This window comes from Paenibacillus sp. GM2FR, assembly GCF_002803325.1.
Taxonomy (GTDB): Bacteria; Bacillota; Bacilli; order Paenibacillales; family Paenibacillaceae; genus Paenibacillus_AQ; species Paenibacillus_AQ lautus.
Genome location: NZ_MKZM01000008.1, coordinates 765,184 through 786,138 on the forward strand (window position 1 = coordinate 765,184; position 20,955 = coordinate 786,138).

23 protein-coding genes are annotated in these 20,955 nt (G+C 50.0%); 21 read left to right on the top strand and 2 right to left on the bottom strand.

The genetic code is table 11. The features are described from left to right. Positions 1-59 precede the first annotated feature (59 nt). Entirely contained in the window at positions 60-818 is a 759-nt protein-coding gene (locus PAEVO_RS03735) for a class I SAM-dependent methyltransferase (RefSeq protein WP_100536330.1), read from the bottom strand. A gap of 364 nt (positions 819-1,182) precedes the next feature. Between PAEVO_RS03735 and PAEVO_RS03740 the strand changes: the two genes are divergently transcribed. From PAEVO_RS03740 to PAEVO_RS03775, 8 genes are all read left to right on the top strand, one after another. After that, positions 1,183-2,334, top strand: coding sequence for a hypothetical protein (locus PAEVO_RS03740; RefSeq protein ID WP_100536331.1), 1,152 nt, complete (start codon positions 1,183-1,185; stop codon positions 2,332-2,334). 108 nt (positions 2,335-2,442) lie between these two features. After that, positions 2,443-2,622, top strand: coding sequence for an IDEAL domain-containing protein (locus PAEVO_RS03745; protein ID WP_006209497.1), 180 nt, complete (start codon positions 2,443-2,445; stop codon positions 2,620-2,622). Positions 2,623-2,725: 103 nt separating this feature from the next. Beyond that, a complete protein-coding gene (locus tag PAEVO_RS03750; RefSeq protein ID WP_100536332.1) occupies positions 2,726-3,151 on the top strand; it encodes a DUF2487 family protein in 426 nt (141 codons plus the stop codon). A 181-nt stretch (positions 3,152-3,332) separates the two neighbouring features. After that, entirely contained in the window at positions 3,333-3,878 is a 546-nt protein-coding gene (locus PAEVO_RS03755) for a Rieske (2Fe-2S) protein (protein ID WP_015734548.1), read from the top strand. Positions 3,879-3,893: 15 nt separating this feature from the next. Beyond that, positions 3,894-4,565 carry a menaquinol-cytochrome c reductase cytochrome b subunit gene (gene qcrB / locus PAEVO_RS03760; RefSeq protein ID WP_006209500.1) on the top strand — a complete coding sequence of 224 codons (672 nt, stop codon included), beginning with the start codon at positions 3,894-3,896 and terminating at the stop codon, positions 4,563-4,565. Between the two features lie 21 nt (positions 4,566-4,586). After that, positions 4,587-5,474: a menaquinol-cytochrome c reductase cytochrome b/c subunit gene (locus PAEVO_RS03765; protein ID WP_100536333.1), complete on the top strand. Its 888-nt coding sequence runs from the start codon at positions 4,587-4,589 to the stop codon at positions 5,472-5,474. A gap of 132 nt (positions 5,475-5,606) precedes the next feature. Beyond that, a complete protein-coding gene (locus tag PAEVO_RS03770; protein ID WP_100536334.1) occupies positions 5,607-6,239 on the top strand; it encodes a DUF1405 domain-containing protein in 633 nt (210 codons plus the stop codon). A 66-nt stretch (positions 6,240-6,305) separates the two neighbouring features. Beyond that, positions 6,306-7,163, top strand: a complete 858-nt coding sequence (locus tag PAEVO_RS03775) for a sporulation protein YpjB (RefSeq protein WP_100536335.1) — start codon at positions 6,306-6,308, stop codon at positions 7,161-7,163. Positions 7,164-7,208: 45 nt separating this feature from the next. Here PAEVO_RS03775 and PAEVO_RS03780 read toward each other — a convergent pair whose 3' ends face one another. Next, complete coding sequence (locus PAEVO_RS03780; RefSeq protein WP_100536336.1) at positions 7,209-8,078, bottom strand: YitT family protein; 870 nt, start codon at positions 8,076-8,078, stop codon at positions 7,209-7,211. Between the two features lie 227 nt (positions 8,079-8,305). Between PAEVO_RS03780 and PAEVO_RS03785 the strand changes: the two genes are divergently transcribed. From PAEVO_RS03785 to dinG, 13 genes are all read left to right on the top strand, one after another. Then, entirely contained in the window at positions 8,306-8,635 is a 330-nt protein-coding gene (locus tag PAEVO_RS03785; RefSeq protein ID WP_071218387.1) for a nucleotide pyrophosphohydrolase, read from the top strand. Positions 8,636-8,684: 49 nt separating this feature from the next. Beyond that, on the top strand, positions 8,685-9,224 hold the full coding sequence (locus PAEVO_RS03790) for a tetratricopeptide repeat protein (RefSeq protein ID WP_100536337.1): 540 nt from the start codon (positions 8,685-8,687) through the stop codon (positions 9,222-9,224). Positions 9,225-9,242: 18 nt separating this feature from the next. Beyond that, on the top strand, positions 9,243-10,046 hold the full coding sequence (gene dapB / locus PAEVO_RS03795) for a 4-hydroxy-tetrahydrodipicolinate reductase (RefSeq protein WP_100536338.1): 804 nt from the start codon (positions 9,243-9,245) through the stop codon (positions 10,044-10,046). A gap of 18 nt (positions 10,047-10,064) precedes the next feature. Next, a complete protein-coding gene (mgsA, locus tag PAEVO_RS03800) occupies positions 10,065-10,484 on the top strand; it encodes a methylglyoxal synthase (RefSeq protein ID WP_071218384.1) in 420 nt (139 codons plus the stop codon). Beyond that, positions 10,484-11,191, top strand: a complete 708-nt coding sequence (gene bshB1 / locus PAEVO_RS03805) for a bacillithiol biosynthesis deacetylase BshB1 (protein ID WP_100536339.1) — start codon at positions 10,484-10,486, stop codon at positions 11,189-11,191. Before mgsA ends, bshB1 begins: the two co-directional genes overlap by 1 nt. A gap of 31 nt (positions 11,192-11,222) precedes the next feature. Then, positions 11,223-12,386 carry an N-acetyl-alpha-D-glucosaminyl L-malate synthase BshA gene (gene bshA / locus PAEVO_RS03810; RefSeq protein WP_100536340.1) on the top strand — a complete coding sequence of 388 codons (1,164 nt, stop codon included), beginning with the start codon at positions 11,223-11,225 and terminating at the stop codon, positions 12,384-12,386. Between the two features lie 43 nt (positions 12,387-12,429). Continuing rightward, positions 12,430-13,728, top strand: a complete 1,299-nt coding sequence (locus PAEVO_RS03815; protein WP_100536341.1) for a CCA tRNA nucleotidyltransferase — start codon at positions 12,430-12,432, stop codon at positions 13,726-13,728. Then, the gene (locus PAEVO_RS03820; protein WP_100536342.1) at positions 13,715-14,704 is read left to right on the top strand and encodes a biotin--[acetyl-CoA-carboxylase] ligase; all 990 of its coding nucleotides are present in this window, start codon (positions 13,715-13,717) and stop codon (positions 14,702-14,704) included. The genes PAEVO_RS03815 and PAEVO_RS03820 overlap by 14 nt, the downstream gene beginning before the upstream one ends. 292 nt (positions 14,705-14,996) lie before the next feature. Next, complete coding sequence (gene panB, locus PAEVO_RS03825) at positions 14,997-15,881, top strand: 3-methyl-2-oxobutanoate hydroxymethyltransferase (RefSeq protein ID WP_100536343.1); 885 nt, start codon at positions 14,997-14,999, stop codon at positions 15,879-15,881. Beyond that, positions 15,878-16,768, top strand: a complete 891-nt coding sequence (panC, locus tag PAEVO_RS03830) for a pantoate--beta-alanine ligase (protein ID WP_100536344.1) — start codon at positions 15,878-15,880, stop codon at positions 16,766-16,768. The genes panB and panC overlap by 4 nt, the downstream gene beginning before the upstream one ends. Next, a complete protein-coding gene (gene panD, locus PAEVO_RS03835; RefSeq protein WP_100536345.1) occupies positions 16,761-17,144 on the top strand; it encodes an aspartate 1-decarboxylase in 384 nt (127 codons plus the stop codon). The genes panC and panD overlap by 8 nt, the downstream gene beginning before the upstream one ends. Before the next feature lie 121 nt (positions 17,145-17,265). Next, complete coding sequence (locus PAEVO_RS03840; protein ID WP_100536346.1) at positions 17,266-17,895, top strand: hypothetical protein; 630 nt, start codon at positions 17,266-17,268, stop codon at positions 17,893-17,895. A 169-nt stretch (positions 17,896-18,064) separates the two neighbouring features. Next, a complete protein-coding gene (gene dinG / locus PAEVO_RS03845; protein WP_100536347.1) occupies positions 18,065-20,941 on the top strand; it encodes an ATP-dependent DNA helicase DinG in 2,877 nt (958 codons plus the stop codon). Positions 20,942-20,955: the final 14 nt, after the last annotated feature.

Below are 20,955 nucleotides of genomic sequence, written 5' to 3' on the forward strand. Positions count from 1 at the left end.
CATGAATAGAAGTAAGAGCCTTCCCGCGGGAAGGCTCTTATTTGTTTCTAAGATGAGTTTTACGCCTCTGCTATTAAAATAAACCGATGCTGCTGCACCTCGAAGTAGCCCTTAGTCCGGATAACCTGATGAATCTGATATAAGGGTTCGACGTAGCGTTCAACCGTAAAATCCGGAATCTGCCAGGGGATCGCTTTTAGGTAATAGACCAGCGCACCGATGTCATAAAACCGCTGCGGTGAAAAGTCCTCCCGGCTGAAGGTGACGTTGAAGCGGTGATCCTGCAGTTCTTGGACAGCGGTTTCCAGATCCCAATGAGCGAACTCTTCATTTAACGGAACGCCAAACCATTCGTTGATTCCATAACAGTCGGTTCCCCCGGCTTGCTGGGTTACGAACACGCCATGATCGTTTAGAATTCTTTGGATTTCCGCTACGGAATAAGACTCATGCTGATTGATGATCAGATCAAAAAAATGATCCTTCAAAGGCAGCGATGCATCCTCTTCAAAATAGACGACCTTTGCGCCAAGCGGCTCAAGTCTTTGCTGTGCAATCGGTACGTTTGGCTTATACCCTTCGGTTGCATAGACCGTTTTCGGAAGTGGATGGAGGGAGGATAAGAACTCTCCTCCGCCTGTCCCCATGTCCAGCATCGTTGTGGCGTCTCGCATGAACGGAATCACCATGCTGCCTAAAGACCAGGGTAGAGCATGGGACTGCATGCGTCCTGAAGCTGTAATGCGCGAAAAGTCCCATCCTGAAAAATGTTGATCCACATCTTGAATAAAGGCCATAAATTCTGCATCTTTTATCATTTCTCATAACCTCCAAGCTTTTGATAATGAAAGGTTCTTTCATTTTTTGAAAAGCTCTTAAGGGAGGCCCCCGGATTCGATTTGCACCTAGTTATATCTCATGTTCTGGAGTTCTCATGATTTTGCTCCTCCTGTAGTGATTGAATAATTACCTTCATATAATCGGTTTATCATTTTATTTAAATGTAATACATCATAAGCGAATTCTCTGCAATAATCAGTAAGTATTCTATCATTAAATAAGAGAGCATAGTCATTTCTATATACAAATAAATAAAAAAATATTTCGTTAAACCGAAGTGTATCAGGTATCAAATGTCCAAAACCTTCCCATAATGGTTGTAAAACGGCGAGGCGATGGAAGATGAATCTAGCGGATATGCTCACATATGCCGATATTGGACAGCTTAGCAATATAGCGAATCACTATGATTGTGATGCTAAGCGGAATTCAAAGCATGAACTGATCCAGAGCATCCTGTCCAAGCTCGGACGCAGAGAGTTTTTCGAGGAGCAGGTCAGCAGCTTGTCCCCAAGCGATTTGCGTTTTCTGAACAACCTGGCATTTGACACTCGAACAGGCTACAGCCTGGAAGAATTAACGGCTGCGATCCGTCATGCGGCGGAAGTGGAGGAGAAAGATGATCAAGCTTCTTCAAACAAGAAAGCTGCCGCTGCCAAACCGGAAAGTCCGCGTGAGGCGGTCGCACGTTATCGCCGAAGCGGCTGGTTGTTTAACGGCTTTACCCATTCCACCAAGTATTTGTTTCAAGTGCCTTCGGATTTGAAGGAGCGGTTTCGTGACGTGCTGCGTGAACGGCTTCATCAAAATCTGCAGCGATTGAGTGATGACCCGGAAGTGTACCGGGATGAGCAGGGACTAGCCGCAGAAGATCTCATGCTGATTCTTAAATATGTCGGCAGACATGATATCGAGTTGAATCAGGAAGGATTTATGTATAGGCGAAATCAGCAACAGCTCATGAGTACGCTGCATATTACGGAACCGCTCATTACCAAGGGAGCATGGCGGTTCGGGTATGGCCGCTCCTGCATTGAATATCCCGATCGGTTTGCGCTGCTGTACGATTATGCTTACGCTAAAAAATGGATCAGGGAAAACAATGCCCGGTTGATCCTGACCGAAAGCGGAGCTGCGCTTATGGAGGAAGGAAATCAAGTTAGCGTGATACAGATATTCCGCTTTTGGTTAAGACTTTATAAAGGCGCAATTCCCAATATCACATCTCTTGTATACTGGATCAGTCAATGCGCAAGAGATTGGGTCACCGCAGCCTCTCTTTACGAATCGCTGGGCTGGCTAATCCGTCCTTTCTATTATGACAGTCCGCAAAACATTTTGGAGCAGCGGATTATCCGCATGCTGATGCATTTAGGGATGCTCAGAATAGGAGAGAGTCAGAGTATGGGGATTTCGTACAAAATGACCGCTCTTGGCTTAAAGGCCGCGGAAGCCGGCATACATATCAGCGATTCAAACGATTTGATTCTCTAGCATGGTTGTTTGGTTACATTTGCAGCAGCCGTAAAAATTTTTGGAAGTAAAGCATTTAAAGGGAAAGAATATAAGGTATACGCAAATTTAGTTTGGAGGTGCATCCTAATGGATAAGATGAAGGTTACTTACGAGGTTATGTTAGGTCTGGCGGCCGAAATGGTGTGGGACGAAGCATTGCGCAAGCATCGGAGTGAAGAGCTGTACAAAGAAATTGACGAAGCGCTGGCTTCCGGCGACGAAGTGGCTTTCCGAAACCTGACGGATGAACTGAGGACTTTGAATTGAAGAAATGCTTTATCGCATTTCTTCTTTTTTTTGCTTTATCCGCTCTTCCACTCGTATAATGATAACAAAATGATGATGAGTGAGCAGAAAGGATGTACCTTGCATGAAATTTAGTGAAGTAGACGAGCAGACTTGGCCGGAACTTAAACCTTTTTTTGATACCTGCCTGATTCCGTTTACCGGATTATCGGGGTTGGAAACGCCATGGGAGGCTACAGCTGCGCTTGAACGGCTGCGGGATTTTATGGATTTGGCAGAAATTCCGTTTAAGGGAAGATTGGTTACATATCCTGCTGTACAATATGGAAATACTGAAGATATAAAGCTTCTAAATGAGGTTTGTCACAATGTCAAATCCATCGGGTTTACATTTGTTGTTATCATGACCGCGGATGTTGAGCTCTCTAAAGAGGATGTGCCTGAAAGCACGCTTGTACTGTCCCGGCGCAGGTTGGAAGGCCATGAAGGTATCCCCCTGTCAGCTATCGTTTCCGGTCAAATCAGTGAAATGTGGCAGCAGGAAAGCTGAGTTCAAATGTGACAAAAAACCAACAATTTATGAAAGGGCTATTGGAAGCGAACCCAAATTTGGGGTTCAAATTCTTGACGGTCTTGGGTGCCTAAGATATTATTAGTATGTCCTAGTAAGTCGTGTGATTTTAATCATTGATGACACTTAAGAACGGTTGACAAAGGGGGTTGAACACAGAATGAGCAGCAACCACAATGACGAGCATGAAGAATCGCACAATCCACCCCGACAGAAAGAGATGTCCCGCAGACAATTTCTTACATACACGTTGGGCGGTGCCACAGCTTATATGGCTGCTGGAGTAGTTTTGCCAATGCTTCGCTTTGCCGTTGATCCGATTCTTCAAAATAAAGAAGAAGGGTCTTTTGTAAAGGTCGCGGAAGAGAGCAAAATTACCAACGATCCACAGGAATTCCATTTCGAGCTCAAACAGCAGGACGGCTGGTACAACAGTACAGCTACTTTGACGGCGTGGATTCGTAAGAACGATCAGGGTGAAATAGTAGCGCTTTCACCGATCTGTAAACATTTGGGATGCCTTGTTGGATGGAATAACAACAAAAATTTCCCTGATGAATACCACTGCCCTTGCCACGGTGCGCGTTATACACCGGATGGGAAGAACCTGGCAGTTGCGCCGAAGCCGCTTGACCAGTACGAGACGAAAATCGAGAACGGCTGGATTTACCTCGGCGCCATCGTGCCAAATACCGTAGTTAAATAGGAGGCGTAGATTCAGATGTTGAAGAATGTCTACAACTGGATTGATGAACGTCTCGATATCACGCCGATTTGGAGAGACGTTGCAGATCACGAGGTACCGGAACACGTAAACCCGGCGCATCATTTCTCCGCGTTTGTGTACTGTTTCGGCGGCTTGACGTTTTTTATCACAGTCATCCAGATTCTGTCGGGGATGTTCCTGACGATGTATTATGTACCGGATATCATAAACGCTTACAACAGTGTTGAGTACCTGCAAACACAGGTTGCCTTCGGACAGATTGTCCGCGGCATGCATCACTGGGGCGCAAGCTTGGTAATCGTGATGATGTTCTTGCATACGATGCGCGTGTTCTTCACCGGCTCGTACAAAGCGCCGCGTGAAATGAACTGGGTTGTTGGTATGCTCATTTTCTTTGTTATGCTCGGTCTTGGTTTAACAGGTTACCTGCTGCCATGGGATAACAAAGCTTACTTCGCTACAAAAGTTACATTGGAGATTGCGAACTCCGTACCTTGGCTTGGACCTATCATTAAAGAACTGCTGCAAGGCGGTACGATCGTAGGTGCCGAAACGTTAACGCGTTTCTTCGCTATTCACGTATTCTTCCTTCCGGCTGTCCTTCTTGCTCTATTGGTAGGACACTTTATCATGATCCGCAGACAAGGTATTTCCGGTCCACTATAAGAAGAAGGGAGGCGCATATTTATGGCACATGGTCATAAATCTGATGAGAAAGTAGTTTATGTCGGCGATTCGCGTGTGAAAAAAGGCAGCGGTTGGGTTACGCCGCCGGATTACACCGCTTATCCCGGCAAATCAGAAGCGTTCATTCCTAACTTCTTGTTGAAGGAATGGATGGTTGGTGTAGTTGTACTGGTCGGTTTTCTTGTGCTGACCATCTCGGAGCCGGCTCCGCTCGGTTATCCGGCGGATCCGGGAGCTTCAGTAATCCCGATGCCGGACTGGTACTTCCTGTTCCTGTATGAATACCTGAAGCTTCCGTACGCTTCCGGTGATTATGTAGTCCTTGGTACGATTGGTGTTTCGGGCGTTGCCTTCGGCGCATTGCTCCTTGTTCCTTTCCTTGATACGGGGAAAGAGCGGCGATTCTACAAGCGGCCTATTACTTCGGCCCTTATGATTCTGTCGTTATTTGCAGTCATCTATCTGACGAATGCAGCATGGACGCACTATGTGCATGAGCTGGAAGCTACTGGACAGAAACCGGAGCATATTCAGCGTGAAGAAGAGGCGGAAGAGAAGCATGCAGCTGGTCTACCAACGACTAGTGGCAAGCAGGCTGAAGACAGTATTGTAGCGATCGTGGATAAGGATAATCCGGCGATGGAAACCTTTAAGACAGCTACCTGTATCTCCTGTCATGCTGCAGATTTGAAAGGGGCATCCGGACCGTCGCTTCGTGGTGTCGGGGATACCCACACGAAAGAAGAGATCGTGGCTATTATTGAAAATGGCCAAGGCGGCATGCCGGCTATGAAAGACACGGCGCTTGCGGCTGGAGTAACCGAAGAACAACTCGACCAGTTGGCTGATTGGCTCGCAAGCCAAAAGGCAGAAGCAGCTGCAGAGTAAGAAGCATAGAAGAACCTGACCGTATTACGGTCAGGTTCTTTTTTAAATGCGTACATAGATGAAATATGTCCCTGGTTTAGGTATAATCGGCATTAGTCTAAAGAATACAGGAACAGGATTGGAGGACCGATTTTGTCAATTTCGTTTTTATGGAGCCGGGAATTTCTAAGCAAGCGATCGATTCTCTGGTTGCTGCTCATATGCAACATCCTTGGAACGATCTATGGATACATATGGTACGGTGGTCAAATGGTCGATACGGTGGATCATGGCTTGATATGGCAGGTCATATTCGTACCGGACAGCCCGACGGCCAGTTTATTCTTCAGTTTGGCACTGCTGCTGCTCCTTTACCCGCCTCGGGGGCTTGGGGGCTCCTTGTTTCAGCAATTTATTGAGGCGCTGGCGGTTGTTACATCGGTGAAGTATGGGATATGGGCTGTGGCCATCATATTTGCCGGACAAGCCCAAGGGGATGTGCTGGCATGGCAGGATTGGATGCTCGTCGCTTCCCATACGGCGATGGCGGTGGAAGCGCTATTGTTCGTACGATTGTTTCATTATCGCTGGACAGCGCTCACGGGGGCCATTGCTTGGACACTGCTGAATGATACCGTCGATTATACGTACGGTGTATTTCCTTGGCTGCCGGGTCAGTTATATGACGACCTATCAGCGGTCGAGCTGTTCACGTATCTTTTGACTCTCTTCAGCGGTTTCGCCGGTTGGATTTTCATGAAGTATGGGAAATCCAAACAACGTTAGCTGTGTAGGCAACGCGGTTCTATGAGCATCCCTTCTGCCATACATATACGGTAGGAGGGATGTCCCATGTTTCGAACCTTTCCGAAGCTCCTGCTGTGCCTGTCTGCACTGCTTATGCTGGTTACCGTCAGCATGGGTGATCCTGTGCGGGCTACCCCGGCAAACGGACAGTCAGAGACTTCGCCCGCCGCGTCCATACAGGCCAAGGCGCTGAACAAGGAAGTGGAGCGGTTATACCGCCATGTGGAAGAAGGCAATGTACAAGCCGTGCTGGAGGATATTCGCCGGGTATCCGGGTTATTTGAGGCTTCGTCATTTCAGGGATTGACCGGAGTAGAAGGTATTCATGCGTTGGCTGAGAGCATTCTGGAAATGAAGGAAGCCACGGCAAGGGCCACACAGGACCCGCAGCACTGGATGGTGTCCGCAGGTAAACTCCGAATGGCAACCGATAGCCTGATCCATGCCAGAGATGCGTTATGGCTGCAATATTATAAGGTCATACGTGAAGATCTGAGAGTCATGGGGGAGTATGCCGTCCAGCAGGATCAGGCTGGCATGAGACGAGCGTATGACAGCCTGAGTGGACATTATGAACTCATCCGTCCTTCCGTTGTCATACAGCGAAAGCCTGAGGATGTTAACATGATGGAATCCTGGATATCCTATGCCGGGGGTCTGGTGTCATCCGGAGACACGGCAGAGGTGCAAAAAGTGGTTCCTCAGGGCGAGGAAATGATCAACACGTTGTTTGGCAAAAAGAAGGATGAGCCAGCCCTCGCTCCGCTGGGAGAGGTCAAGGAACCATGGACGTGGCAGCTGGTCATCGGTGCTTTCATTTTGGCGGCATTAACGTTTGCGGGATACCGCAAATACCGGGGCCAGTTGAATAGCGCAAAACCAATGTTCCCTCGAAAAATGTAGGCGGGAATCCATAGCTGTTCCGATTGAGGCCCGGTGCGAACCGGGCTATTCCTCTTTAAATCCTTCGCCATGCACATCATTGACATCATTAATGATAATAAATGCCCGAGGGTCCAACGATTTGGCGATTCCCGTTAGGCGGCGAATTTCCTGCCTCGATACGACGCAGTATACCATATGCTTGGCTTGCTTGGAGTAGGCGCCGATGGCGGGGATAAGCGTAACCCCGCGCTCCATCTCGGTTGATATGCGATGGGCGATATCTGGGGCCTGATCACTGATGATGGTGAAGGCTTTGGCCGCATAGGCCCCTTCCTGTATGAAATCGATGACCTTGGAAGCGATGAATACGGCCACGAGGGTATACAATATCCGCTCGAGCGGGATAAAGAATAAGGAAAGCCCGATAATCAAGATATCTAGCGATAGAATGATCTGGCCCATGCTGAAGCCGAATTTCCGGTTGATGATTCTGGCAATGATGTCTGAACCGCCCGTTGTCCCGCCAAACCGGAACACGATACCGAGTCCAGCCCCCAATGTGACACCTGCGTAGAGCGCAGCAAGAATATAATCCTGTTCGGTCTGAAACGGCACAACATAGCCGCGGTCGATCAAAGCTTCGAACAGCCACAGAAACAGGGTTAATGAGGCGATGCCAAGACCTGTGTAAATCGATTGGCGTTTACCGAGGATTTTCATGCCGACCAAGAATAGCGGGATATTAAGCGCCATGGTTGAGATGGACGGCGATATGTTAAAGGCATAGTTCAGCAGTACGGTAATGCCGGTGACGCCCCCCTCCATGAGTTCATTCGGAATGATGAAATACAGCAGGCCGAATGCGTAAATAGCGGAGCCGGCGATGATCGGAATGATCGTTTGAAGCTGATGGAGCAACTTGGACGTTTTCATAAGACCCCTCGCATTCCCGATTGTGGATATTACCCGTATGTCTGGGTTGCTTGCACACCTACCTAGTATGTGCTGATCATGTTCCAGCCATAAAAAATTATTTGTTTTCAAATCCGCTTTACGATAACATAGGTTTAAAACCAATCGCTCGTCATGAGAGAATGCTGCTTTTCGGCTTGGAGGTTACAAGTTGAGGCAGACTGTGCAGTGAAGGGAGTTTTAGAGTCTTGGGAAAATCAATGGCTGAAATGCAGCAGGAAGTCGATCAATACATATCACAATTCAAGGAAGGTTATTTCAGTCCTTTATCCATGATGGCCCGGATGTCGGAAGAGGTGGGCGAACTCGCCAGAGAGGTTAATCATCAGTTCGGTGAGAAGCCGAAAAAAGCGGATGAAGCAGACAATTCCATCGAAATGGAACTTGGAGATATATTGTTCATTACGATTTGTTTTGCCAATTCTCTTGGCATCGATCTCGCGGAAGCACACGCTAAAGTCATGCATAAATTTGCGACGCGTGATGCCGATCGTTGGACGAAAATAAACACCGATTAGGCTGCTGCTACATATGCTGTACCAAACCCGCTGTGGGGAGGGACAGCCCGTGAAACCTGAAAGTTATATACAAAAAGCATATCGATGCATCCTTCAAAATGATTTCGAAGAGGCCTTACGTTGGTTTGAGCAAGCGATCATTGCGAATCCGGGAGATGCCGAAGTGCATTACCGATGCTCCATTACCTACGGCAGAAGCAACAAACTGGAGATGGCGATTACTCACGCGGAAGAGGCCGTCAGGCTGCAGCCTGACAAACCGGAATATGCGCTTCACTTACAGCATATCAAGGCGGCGGAACTGGTGCAGCGTGCCAGAAAAATGGTGGAAAATCGCAAGGATGTGACCAAGTCGGAGCTCTATCAGGCCGTGTCTCATCTGAAATTAGCCGTAGCGATGGACCCTTTATACGCTCAAGCCTACGTATGGCTTGCTCTGGTCTATAGCGAACTCGATGAGCATGCGCGTGCCATTTCCACTCTAAAAGAGGTCATCTCATTGTACCCGCAGGAGAGTGGGCTTCAGCATATTATGGAGGAACTCAAACAGCGCTTGAAATCATATATGCAGGATACAGCATCGGATTGAAAGTGAGGACATGTAAAAATGGCAAACAAATGGACAGTTGCGGTCGTCGGTGCCGGCGGCCGTATGGGTAAAGAAGTAGTGAAGCTTGTTTTGGGCGATGAGGAGCTGGAACTGGTTGCCGCTGTCGGCCGATCGGATGCAGGTGCTGATGCAGGAACGCTTGTGGGTCTTCCTGCCTGCGGCGTTACGGTGACTTCCGATCTGGAGATGGCGCTCGTCGAAACGCAACCGGATGTCATGGTTGATTTTACAGCACCGCAATTTGCCTATAGCAACACGGCTCTGGCCATTAAGCACGGCGTGCGTCCGATCATGGGCACAACCGGCTTCACGCCAGAGCAAATCGAAGAGTTGGACAAGCAGTGTACGGAGCAGAATATCGGTGGTTTGATTGCACCGAACTTTTCCATCGGAGCGATCCTGATGATGAAGTTTGCCGCTTCGGCTGCCAAATATTTGCCTCATGTTGAAATCATTGAAACCCATGGCGACCAGAAGCTTGATGCGCCATCCGGAACATCGATCAAAACAGCGGAAATGATTGCTGCAAATCGCGAGGAGATCCGCCAAGGCAATCCGAAGGAAGAAGAGGTCATTGAGGGCGCCAGAGGCGGGTATTATAACGGCTTCCGTATTCACAGCGTTCGTCTGCCGGGCGTCTTTGCCCAGCAGGAGGTCATATTTGGCGGTTACGGACAAAGCTTGAAGATCCGACATGATTCTTATGAGCGTGCAGCTTATATGCCGGGTGTGAAGATGGCTATAGAGAAGGTAATGGGTTACACCGGACTGGTCTATGGATTTGATCATTTTATTGACTAACATAGGGGAGAAATTACTATGAATATTGCATTTATCGCTCATGATCGTAAAAAAGAGGAAATGGTCAATTTCGTTATCGCATATGAAAATGTATTCGAAGATCATAATCTTTACTCAACGGGAACGACGGGGACCCGTATTATGGAGCAAACCAAGCTCAGCATTCACCGTTTTGCTTCAGGACCGCTTGGCGGCGATCAGCAGATTGGTGCACTCGTTGCGGACAATGAGATGGATCTGATCATTTTTTTACGGGATCCTTTGATGGCGCAGCCTCATGAACCGGACATTAATGCACTCCTTCGTTTATGCGACGTGCAGGGAATTCCGCTTGCTACCAATGTGGCAACAGCCGAGATTCTAGTTAAAGCGCTGGACCGTGGCGATTTTGCATGGCGGGAACTCGTTCATAAATACAAACCGGGTGTGGATAGCTAATGAACAGCCAACTGGATATTTTAATCTTCGGAGCACACGCAGACGATGCCGAGATCGGAATGGCAGGAACGATTGCGAAGCATACGGCAGCTGGACTGTCGGTCGGGATCTGCGATCTGACGCAGGCCGAGATGTCGTCTAACGGTACCGTCGACATTCGCAAGCAGGAGGCGGAGCAAGCTGCCCGGATTTTGGATCTCAAGGTCCGTACGAATCTGGGACTGCCGGACCGCGGTTTATTTGCGACGCCAGAGAACATTGAACGGGTCACGGCCGAGATTCGCAAGTTTTCTCCCTCGATTGTGTTTGCCCCTTACTGGGAGGATCGCCATCCGGACCATGTGGCTTGCAGCCGTTTGGTTGAGGAAGCTGTATTTAATGCCAAACTTCGTCGTTACATGCCTGAGCAGCCGCCGGTTAAGGTGGACGAGCTTTATTTTTATTTCATTAATGATATCGGAAGAACGGACCTCGTCGTTGACGTTACGGATCATTACGGCGTCAAGGAGCAGGCCCTGTCTAGTTACCGTTCCCAGTTCCAGAAGGCTGAAGAAGATGCAGTCTCTACCCCGTTGACAGAGGGGTACATAGAGCGTGTGCGGGCCAGGGATTCACTGCTTGGAGCGCGCAGGCTTATTCCTTATGCAGAAGGCTTCGCTTGTAAAAGTCCGTATGTTGTTCATCTATTCGGCTCCAAGCAGGCATAATATATAGAGGCGTACGTAAAGGAGGCCTGACATGAATCAACAACCATTAAAAATCGGCATTACCTGTTACCCTTCATTGGGCGGGTCGGGCGTGGTGGCGACAGAGCTGGGAAAACTCCTGGCCGAGCAAGGTCACCAGGTTCATTTTATTGCTCACAGCATTCCGTTCCGGTTAGGGACGTTCCATAAAAATATTTTTTACCATGAAGTTGAAGTGAACGACTACTATGTGTTTCGATACCCGCCATATGATCTGTCGCTAGCGACAAAGATGGCTCAGGTAGCCAAAATGCAGCAGCTTGACGTGCTGCATGTGCACTATGCGGTGCCACACGCCGTGTGTGCCTTCTTAGCGAAGCAGATGGTCGGAGATCAGCTGAAGGTCGTCACGACGCTGCACGGAACCGATATCACAGTACTTGCGCAGGATGAATCGCTGAAGGATTTGATTCGGCTCGCCATTAATGAAAGTGATGCCGTTACGGCTGTTTCTCAGGATCTCATCCGAGAAACGCGGGAGCTGCTGGATATAAGCCGGGATATTGACCTTACCTACAATTTTGTGGATCCACGGGTGTACTATCCACGGGATTCGGAATCGCTGCGTAAAGATTATGCAGAACCGAATGAAAAGATTTTGATGCATATTTCCAACTTCCGTCCGGTAAAACGGGTAGCTGACGTGTTGGAAATATTCGCTCAGGTTCAGGAACAGGTACCGGCGAAACTGCTGCTTGTCGGGGAAGGGCCTGAGCTTCCGAAAATCCAGTGCCGGATCAATGAGCTGGGACTCGGCAGCAAGGTACATTTCCTAGGCAAACAAGATGAAATTGCGCACGTGATTTCGATGGCGGATGTACTGCTGCTTCCTTCCGAAAAGGAAAGCTTTGGCCTGGTTGCTCTGGAAGCGATGGCCTGCGGAGTGCCTACTGTCGGCTCCACGGCAGGCGGGATTCCCGAATTGATTACACATGGCGAAACCGGATATTTGGCTCCAATCGGAGACACCTACTCGATGGCTCAGCATGTGCTTGAAATATTAAAGGACGAAGCCCTTAGTGAGCGGCTGCGCAAGGCTTGCCTGCATCGTTCCAAGACGATGTTCTGCAATGAATTGATACGGGGCAAGTACGAAGAAATATATTACCGAGTATTGGGACGGGAGGTTAGCGAGCTGAAGCCGGTCTGCGGCTAAGCTCGACCCTCTCGTTGTTTTTCGGATAAAGGAACGGGGAACTATGGCAGATATGTTTAATTCAATACGATGGCGCAATGCGGATCCCGATATGGCTGAGCGGAGTGCGGACGTGATCCGGACTCTGCTTCGGCATGGACATGAAGCGTATTGGGTTGGAGGCTGTGTCCGTGATGAATACATGGGACGCAGGGTCAGTGATATGGATATTACCACCTCCGCCTTGCCGGAAGTCACCTGTTCCGTCTTCCCCAAGGTCATTCCTACAGGAATCAAGCATGGGACCGTGACGGTGCTGATGGAAGGCCAGTCTTTCGAAGTGACGACGTATCGCGTGGAGAGCGGTTATGCGGATCACCGTCATCCAACGGAAGTTGCTTTCGTCCGAGAAGTGAAGGAAGATTTGAGACGGCGCGATTTTACGATGAATGCGATGGCCCGAGGGATTGATGGATCCTGGGTGGATCCGTTTGGCGGACGAGCGGATATTGATAGGCGGGTGATCCGCTGCGTAGGCGATGCGCGTCTCCGTTTCCGTGAAGACGCCCTGCGCATGGTTCGCTGCATCCGTTTCGCCTCCGTGTTCGGTTTCTCCATCGCGCAGCATACATGGAGGGGGATTCTCTCGGAGAGAGACACCTTAAGCTGGATTGCAATGGAGCGCATCCGCAGTGAATTTGAAAAGATTTTGACTGGACCGGCCCCGTTGCGCGGGTTGGAGATGTTTGTCCGCAGCGGCTTGCACGCCCGAATGAAAGCGCCGTTTCCGTATACCGGACATGACACGAAGGCGATAGAAGCCATGAGTGGGATCGAGCCGGAGCATTCTACGATCCGCTGGACGCTGCTGCTGCTTGCCTGCGGCATTTCAGCCCAGGAAGCAGAGGGGCTGCTGCGATCGTGGACATTCTCTAATAAGCAGCGGGAAGCCATCGTTAAACTGCTCGCGCTTCATGAGTCCTATCTGCAAGAGCAGGAAGAGGAAGATACCGAGAACGTCAGGCACAAATGGATTAAGCTGGTCCTTGTCCACGGAGCCGAGGCAGCTCAAGGCTGGTTGCAACTGCAGACGGCGTTGAATCAAACGGGGGCGGCCTCTGCCGCACTACGTTTAATCGAACAGCTTGACGGTTGGCTCCGGGACCTCCGAATTCGGAGTTTGAAGGATTTGGCCATCACCGGAAACGAACTGCTGGAGTCGCTGGACAAGCGGGGGGGACCATGGCTTGGAGAACTTCTCGGGCAATTGCTGGAGAAAGCGGCGGCAGGTTTAATTAACAACGATAAGGAATCGTTGATTGAAGAAGCAAAGCGGGTGGTAATTCATAATGAAGGATTATGATCAAGACAATGCACTTCTGAAAATGTTCCAGGAGCATTCCGGCCAATTTTTGTCCGGAGAAGAGATCAGCCGTAAATTGTCCATCAGCCGGACGGCCGTATGGAAGCAGATCAATAAACTCCGTCATTTGGGTTATGATTTCGAGGCCGTTCCGCGGCTTGGCTACCGCATGATGGATGAACCGGACAAACTGAGCGTGGAACAACTGACAGCGGGGATGACCAGTCAAACCTTCGGTAAACCGCTGAAGCTGCTGGACAAAACGACGTCAACTCAGGAAGATGCCCGGCAATTGGCGGAAGAAGGGGCAGCGGAGGGCACGCTTGTGATCTCGGAAGAGCAGACGGGCGGACGCGGGAGAATGGGAAGGAAATTCCACTCTCCCAGAGGCAAAGGCATATGGATGAGCCTGGTGCTCAGACCGAAGCAACCGCTGCATTTAACCCAACAGCTCACCTTGTTGACAGGCGTAGCGGTATGCCGTGCCATCACGAAGTGCGCCGGTGTGCAGACCGATATCAAATGGCCAAACGACATTCTCTTTCAGGGCAAAAAGGTTTGCGGCATCCTGCTGGAGTCTGCAACAGAAGACGAAAGGGTGCGCTACTGCATTGCCGGTATCGGAATCAGCGCCAATCTGAAAGAGTCCGATTTTCCGGAGGAACTGCGCAGCGTTGCGACTTCGATTCGCATGGCTGGCGGAGCAACCGTCAACCGGACAGAGCTGATCCAAGCCATCATGGCGGAGATGGAGGTTTTATATGAATTGTACAACGAGCAGGGCTTCGAACCTATAGCCTCTCTCTGGGAAGCTTTATCCGGCACGGTGGGCAGGGAAGTTCAAGTTCAGACGGCCCGTGACCGTTTTAGCGGGATTGCCACAGGACTCAACCGAGATGGTGCGCTGCTGGTTCGCAACCAAGATGATGAGCTGATCCCCGTATATTCCGGTGATATTCTTTTTAATACCAGGTAAATGAAACATGGTGAAATCGTGGCTCAAATTTGTTATACTATGACCAAGAGGCGGTATCGCCATGAGCGAATTGCACTCTGCAGCAATGGGTACTGAAATGTATTACTTTTTTTAGAACACCTTCATAACTGTTATGCCGGTTACGTTGGATTCTGCTCTGAGCCGAAAGGACCGAGACAGAAGGGACGATCGCGAGTGACTCTTTTTTGCCTTTCGGACTTTTTAGCAAGTATGTGCTAAAAGGTTTTTTTTATTGTGTCTAACTTATTTACACAAAGGAGGCTGTGTCACAATGGCAGACAAACAACCACTGAACATCGTGAAGATGAAGAACATGAAGAAGAAGGGTGTACCGATCACCATGCTGACCGCGTACGATTATCCTTCTGCCAAGCTGGCGGAGGAAGCGGATATTGATATGATATTGGTAGGCGATTCCCTCGGCAATGTCGTGCTCGGCTATAATTCCACCATTCCAGTAACGCTTGACGACATGGTATACCATACCCGTGCCGTCGCTCGTGGAGCGGAGGACACTTTCATCGTCGCGGATATGCCGTTTATGACCTATCACGGAGATATTGATGAAAGTCTTCGCGGGGTGCGGAGATTGATGCAGGAAGGCCATGCGCATGCGGTGAAAATGGAGGGCGGCGAAGAAATCGCCGGCACCGTGAAACGGATTGTACAGTCCGGCGTACCGGTACTGGGCCATATCGGGCTGACGCCTCAGTCGGTGAATCAGATTGGAGGCTACCGGATACAAGGCAAGGATGCCCAAGACGCGCAGCGGCTCATGAATGATGCAAAGGCGCTTGAAGCGGCTGGAGCATTCGCAATTGTATTGGAGCTGGTTACGGAAGAGGCAGCGACGGAAATATCCAAGGCGCTGAGCATACCGACAATTGGCATTGGAGCGGGTCGTTACTGCGACGGTCAAGTTCTGGTATTCCATGATATATTGAAATACGCGTCTCCCTATCGGGACAAACGCTTCGTGAAAACATACGCCGATGTCGGCTCCGTCATCCGTGAAGGCATCACGCAGTATGTGAAGGAAGTAAAGGACCGCTCATTCCCGGCAGAGGAGCATGTCTTCAAGGCTGAGAATCATGCAGGTTCAGAAACAACAACTTTATATGGAAGCAAAAAGGAAAAGGTGGGCACGACATCATGAAAGTGATTCGCACCATTGCGGATTTAAGATCAGAGCTCCAGGACCGCCAGGAATCCGGCAGTGGTCCGGTAGGACTTGTGCCTACGATGGGTTATTTGCATGAAGGACACGCCAGCCTGATGCGTAAGGCGCGAGAAATGGCAGGTACGGTGGTCGTCAGTATCTTTGTCAATCCGATTCAATTCGGACCGGGTGAGGATTATGAGACCTACCCTCGGGATGAGGCACGCGATTTGGCGTTGGCGGAATCCGAAGGAGTAAATGTGGTTTTTATTCCCTCGGTTCAGGAAATGTATCCTCAGCCGACCAAAACCAAGATCGCCGTATCGGAAATTACGTCTTTGTTGTGCGGGGCTTCCCGTCCCGGGCATTTTGACGGTGTTACCACGGTTGTTAACAAATTGTTTAATATCGTAAAACCTGACTATGCATTCTTCGGCATGAAGGATGCCCAGCAGGTGGCCGTGATTGAGCAGATGGTACAGGATTTGAACATGGATGTGACCATCGTGCCTTGTCCGATCATCCGCGAATCTGACGGACTTGCTCTAAGCTCACGCAACGTGTATCTGAAGCCGGAAGAGCGGGAACAGGCACTTGTGCTGTCGGGCTCTCTGCGGACCGCTCAGGAGGCAATCCGACAGGGACAAGCGGCGACGGCAGGAGAGATCCGTGCTCATCTTCGGGAGTATATATCCCGATCCCCGCTCGCTGATATTGATTATGCAGAATTGCTCACTTTCCCGGAACTTGTTCCCGTGGAAGATTCATATCGCATTGCGGATGAAGACAGAACCGTCATTATGGCGCTGGCCGTACGTTTTGGCCGCACCCGTCTCATTGACAATGCGTTACTTCAACCAAAAGTAGGGGGATCCCATGTTTAGAACAATGATGAAATCCAAAATCCACCGTGCAACGGTGACGGAAGCCAATCTGAACTATGTGGGCAGCATTACCATTGATGAGGATCTAATGGAGGCTGCAGATCTTCTGGAGAATGAAAAAGTTCAAATCGTGAACAATAACAATGGCGCTCGTTTGGAAACGTACGTAATTAAAGGCGAACGGGGCAGCGGCGTTATCTGCTTGAACGGGGCAGCCGCACGGCTTGTACAGCCCGGCGACAACGTCATTATCATTTCTTATGCCATGATGTCCAAAGAGGAATACGACAATCACACCCCAACGGTCGTGATCGTTGACGAATTGAATAAGCCGGTTACGACGGAATATCGCGAAGTTCACGCCGCGGTTCTCTAAGAGGACTCCTAAGAGCCAAAATGTGTCGGGACCCTAAAGGGATGAAAAGACCGTCTTCTACAGAAAATGAGTTCAGGTCGACGCACTGATCTCATTTTTCCGCTAAGGGTGGGATGCAGCTATGTTTCAACATGTATTCGCTGAAATGAACAACATGTTAGATGAAATTGTGAAGCATTACCCTTCTGCTCAAGGTCCCCAAAAACAGGCGCTGGTACAAAACTGGAACATGCTCAAAAGCATGAGTGAGGGCATTATCGAGGAATGGCTCCATTTTGAAGAGAAGATGGCCATCTTCCGCGAGAGTGCCGCTTCGCCTCCTGTTTTTCCACCGACCGAAGCGCCTGAACTGCAGCTTGATGCATTCATTCGCGGTCAAGGTTATTACAAGTTGTTGATGTTCCAGCCGGCTATACAGCAATTTGAGGCGGCCGCCACGGTATTTCCGGATAGCCTTCTGATCAAGCTGTATATTGCCATGTCCCATCTTTATTTGGGGCAAACCATACCAGCTTCCGATGTGTTGGTGTCCATTCTGCCCATGGCAGACAACAAGAAGATGCGGGCGATGATATACAATGCGCTGGGTTGCATCGAGGTGTTGAATGGACAACAAGGGAAGGCCGAGGAGCATTTCGCACTGGCGATCCACAGCGACCCGACGCTTCCTGACCCCATTATCAATTTGGAGGTCTGCAAGCAGAATCGCGGTGAGCTCCAGTACGGCAGCCAATTGATCTCTTTGCTGTAGAAATCAAGCCCAACAAGAAGCGATGCCAGAGCTCATCCCTGAGACTTTGGTATCGCTTTTTGCCGTATGAGCGGAGGGGGAGAACGCGGGGATTTTTTACCCGGAATGTTCAAAACCCGCAACTTCTGGTATGCTGTTAATTAGTCTGGAGGAAAGGGATTTTATCGAAATGAAATTTGCCGTATTGGATTTTGAAACCACGGGCAACCAGTCAGCAGATGAGATCATTCAGGTTGGACTGGCCATCATCGAAGAGGATCGAAGCATCTCCCGCGTATACGGCACCTATGTCAATCCCGGGATTCCGATCCCTCCTTTTATTACCGGTTTGACCGGCATTTCCGACAGTGATGTAGCGAATGCTCCTTCATTGGAAGAAATGATGATGGAACTAGTGCCCATGCTCAACGATGTCGTATTGGTTGGGCATAATGTCGCTTTTGATTTTAACTTTTTGCAAAATGCACTCGATCGCTGCGGCTATTTACCGTTCAGCGGCCGAATTCTAGATACGATGCACTTCTTAAAAATATGTTTTCCCTCGCTGCCTTCTTATCAGCTCGGGATGGTGTCCTCTCATTTCGGCCTGGAGCATGACCGTCCGCATCAGGCGGACAGCGATGCGCTTGCCACAGCCTATGCGCTGCTGAAATGCCTGGAGGAGATCGATGAGCTTCCTCTTCTTACCGTACAGCGGTTAAGCGACCTGTTTGCGGACGAGGACAGCGACTTGGCCTGGTTCTTTGACGGCATCCGTGCTGACAGGGAACTCCAGGCTGTACAAGCCGGAGACACCCATACGTACTATCGTCAATTCGCCCTGGCAGTTGACGATTGGAACGATATTGCGCCCGTCAGGGATGAGACGGAGCCCAATCCCTTGGCCGATGTAAGCTTCGAGCAATACATGAATGATGTACGTGAACGCCTGAAGGAAACGCTGCCTCATTACGAGAGCAGGGATGCCCAGGACATGATGTTCCAGGAAGTGATGCAGGCACTCGATAACAATAAACATTTATTAATCGAGGCCGGCACGGGAACAGGCAAATCCCTCGGGTATTTGCTGCCGTCGATTTATCAAAGCGTGAAGCAGGAACAGAAGGTTATGGTGAGCACGCATACGATCAACCTTCAAGAACAGCTGCGTGACCGGGATATTCCCCTGCTCACCCAGGTTGTTCCTTTTCCGTTTAAAGCGGCTATTTTCAAGGGAAGAGGCCATTATTTGTGTTTGAGAAAATTTGAACATAAAATAAATAGAAGAGATTTTCATTCACCGAAGGAAGATGTGATCACCGCGGCGCAGATGCTGGTCTGGCTGACCCAGACGGAGAACGGGGATGATGAGGAGCTGAACCTTGGCGGCCGCGGGGGGGATTTCTGGGAGACCATCTCCAGCGATTCGGATTCCTGCCTTGGGCGTGCCTGCCCATGGTTCCGCAAATGCTACTATCACAGAGCCAAGCATGAAGCGGGCATCGCGGATGTTGTCATTACGAACCATTCGAAGCTGTTCACCGACGTAAAAGCGAATCACCAGCTGCTTCCGAGTTATGAGCGTCTCGTCATCGACGAAGCGCATCATCTGGAGGATGTCGCCGGCAAGCACCTTGGCTTGCAGATGAAATATTTTTCGGTTGTCCATACGCTAACCCGTATGTACAAAGACAACCGCAGCGGTCAGCTCCCGGCTCTTCGCCAGCTGCTGCAAGTTTCATCCCATGAGAAGGCTGTCGAGTGGTCTTCCATCATAGATCGGATTTATCCGGATCTGATCACCGTAAAAGAGAATTGGGATCGACTCAGCGATCAATTGTTCGGACTGCTTCCGGAACGCGGAGATGCATCTCCAGGAGACGCCGGTCAATTCTCGCTTCGCTTATCGCCTCTTAAGAAGCCGAAGGATTGGGATTCGCTTGCCGAGCTGGAACATCAAATCCATGTGATACTGGGCGATGTCGTACGCAAGGGTGACAAGCTGATCGCCGAAATGAAGGAAGATCTCGACGATTACAGTGCCGACAGTCTGTTAACAGACCTATCGGGTCTGTTTAAGGACCTGGCCGCACACCGCGAGGACCTGAGGTCCTTCATGGCTCTGAATGATGAAGGCACGGTATACTGGATGGAGGCTAACGGCAATTTCCGCGGGAAATCGCTGCAGCTTTATGCGGTGCCTGTCGATGTAAGCACCCACTTGAAGGAATTGTTTTTTGACAAGAAACAAAGCGTGATCCTGACGTCGGCGACCTTGTCGGTGGACAAATCGTTCCAGTTCATGATCGAGAATTTGGGTCTACAGGAAGCGGCAGATAGCGGCAACCTGAACACGGTTCTGCTGCCGTCCCCGTTTAATTACAGGGAGCAGGCTCTCCTTGTCGTGCCGCGCGATTTTCCGAGCGTGAAGGGCTCGGTCGGGGATGCACTCTTTGTGAATACACTAGTGCAATCATTGGCCGATACGGCAATCGCTACGCATGGACGTATGCTTGTCCTGTTCACCTCGTACCGGATGCTGCGTCAGGTGCATGAGCCCTTGAAGGAGGCGCTGGCATCCAGCGATATTACGGTACTGGGACAAGGGATGGATGGAACCAGCCGTACCAAGTTAATCCGGAGATTCCAGGATAGCAGCGCCTCGGTTCTGCTGGGTACCAGCTCCTTCTGGGAAGGGGTTGACATACCCGGTGAGGCGCTCACTTGCCTTGCGATCGTCCGGCTGCCGTTCCAGCCGCCGAATCACCCTTTGGTTGAAGCCAAGAGCGAATTGCTGCAGCAGCAGAAGAAGAACCCCTTCATGAAGCTTTCGGTTCCGCAAGCCGTCATTCGCTTCAAACAGGGATTTGGCCGACTGGTACGGACAGCGCAAGACAAGGGGATTGTCATCGTCTACGATACCCGGGTCATTGAATCCTATTACGGAAAATATTTCCTATATTCCTTGCCGGGACCAAAGATGGAGCACATGCCGACCGAGGGGATTGTTCCCCGAATTTCGGAATGGCTGCAGGAAGAGGCAGGCGTAGAGAACCAAGCTGAATAAAGTGAAACCATGAA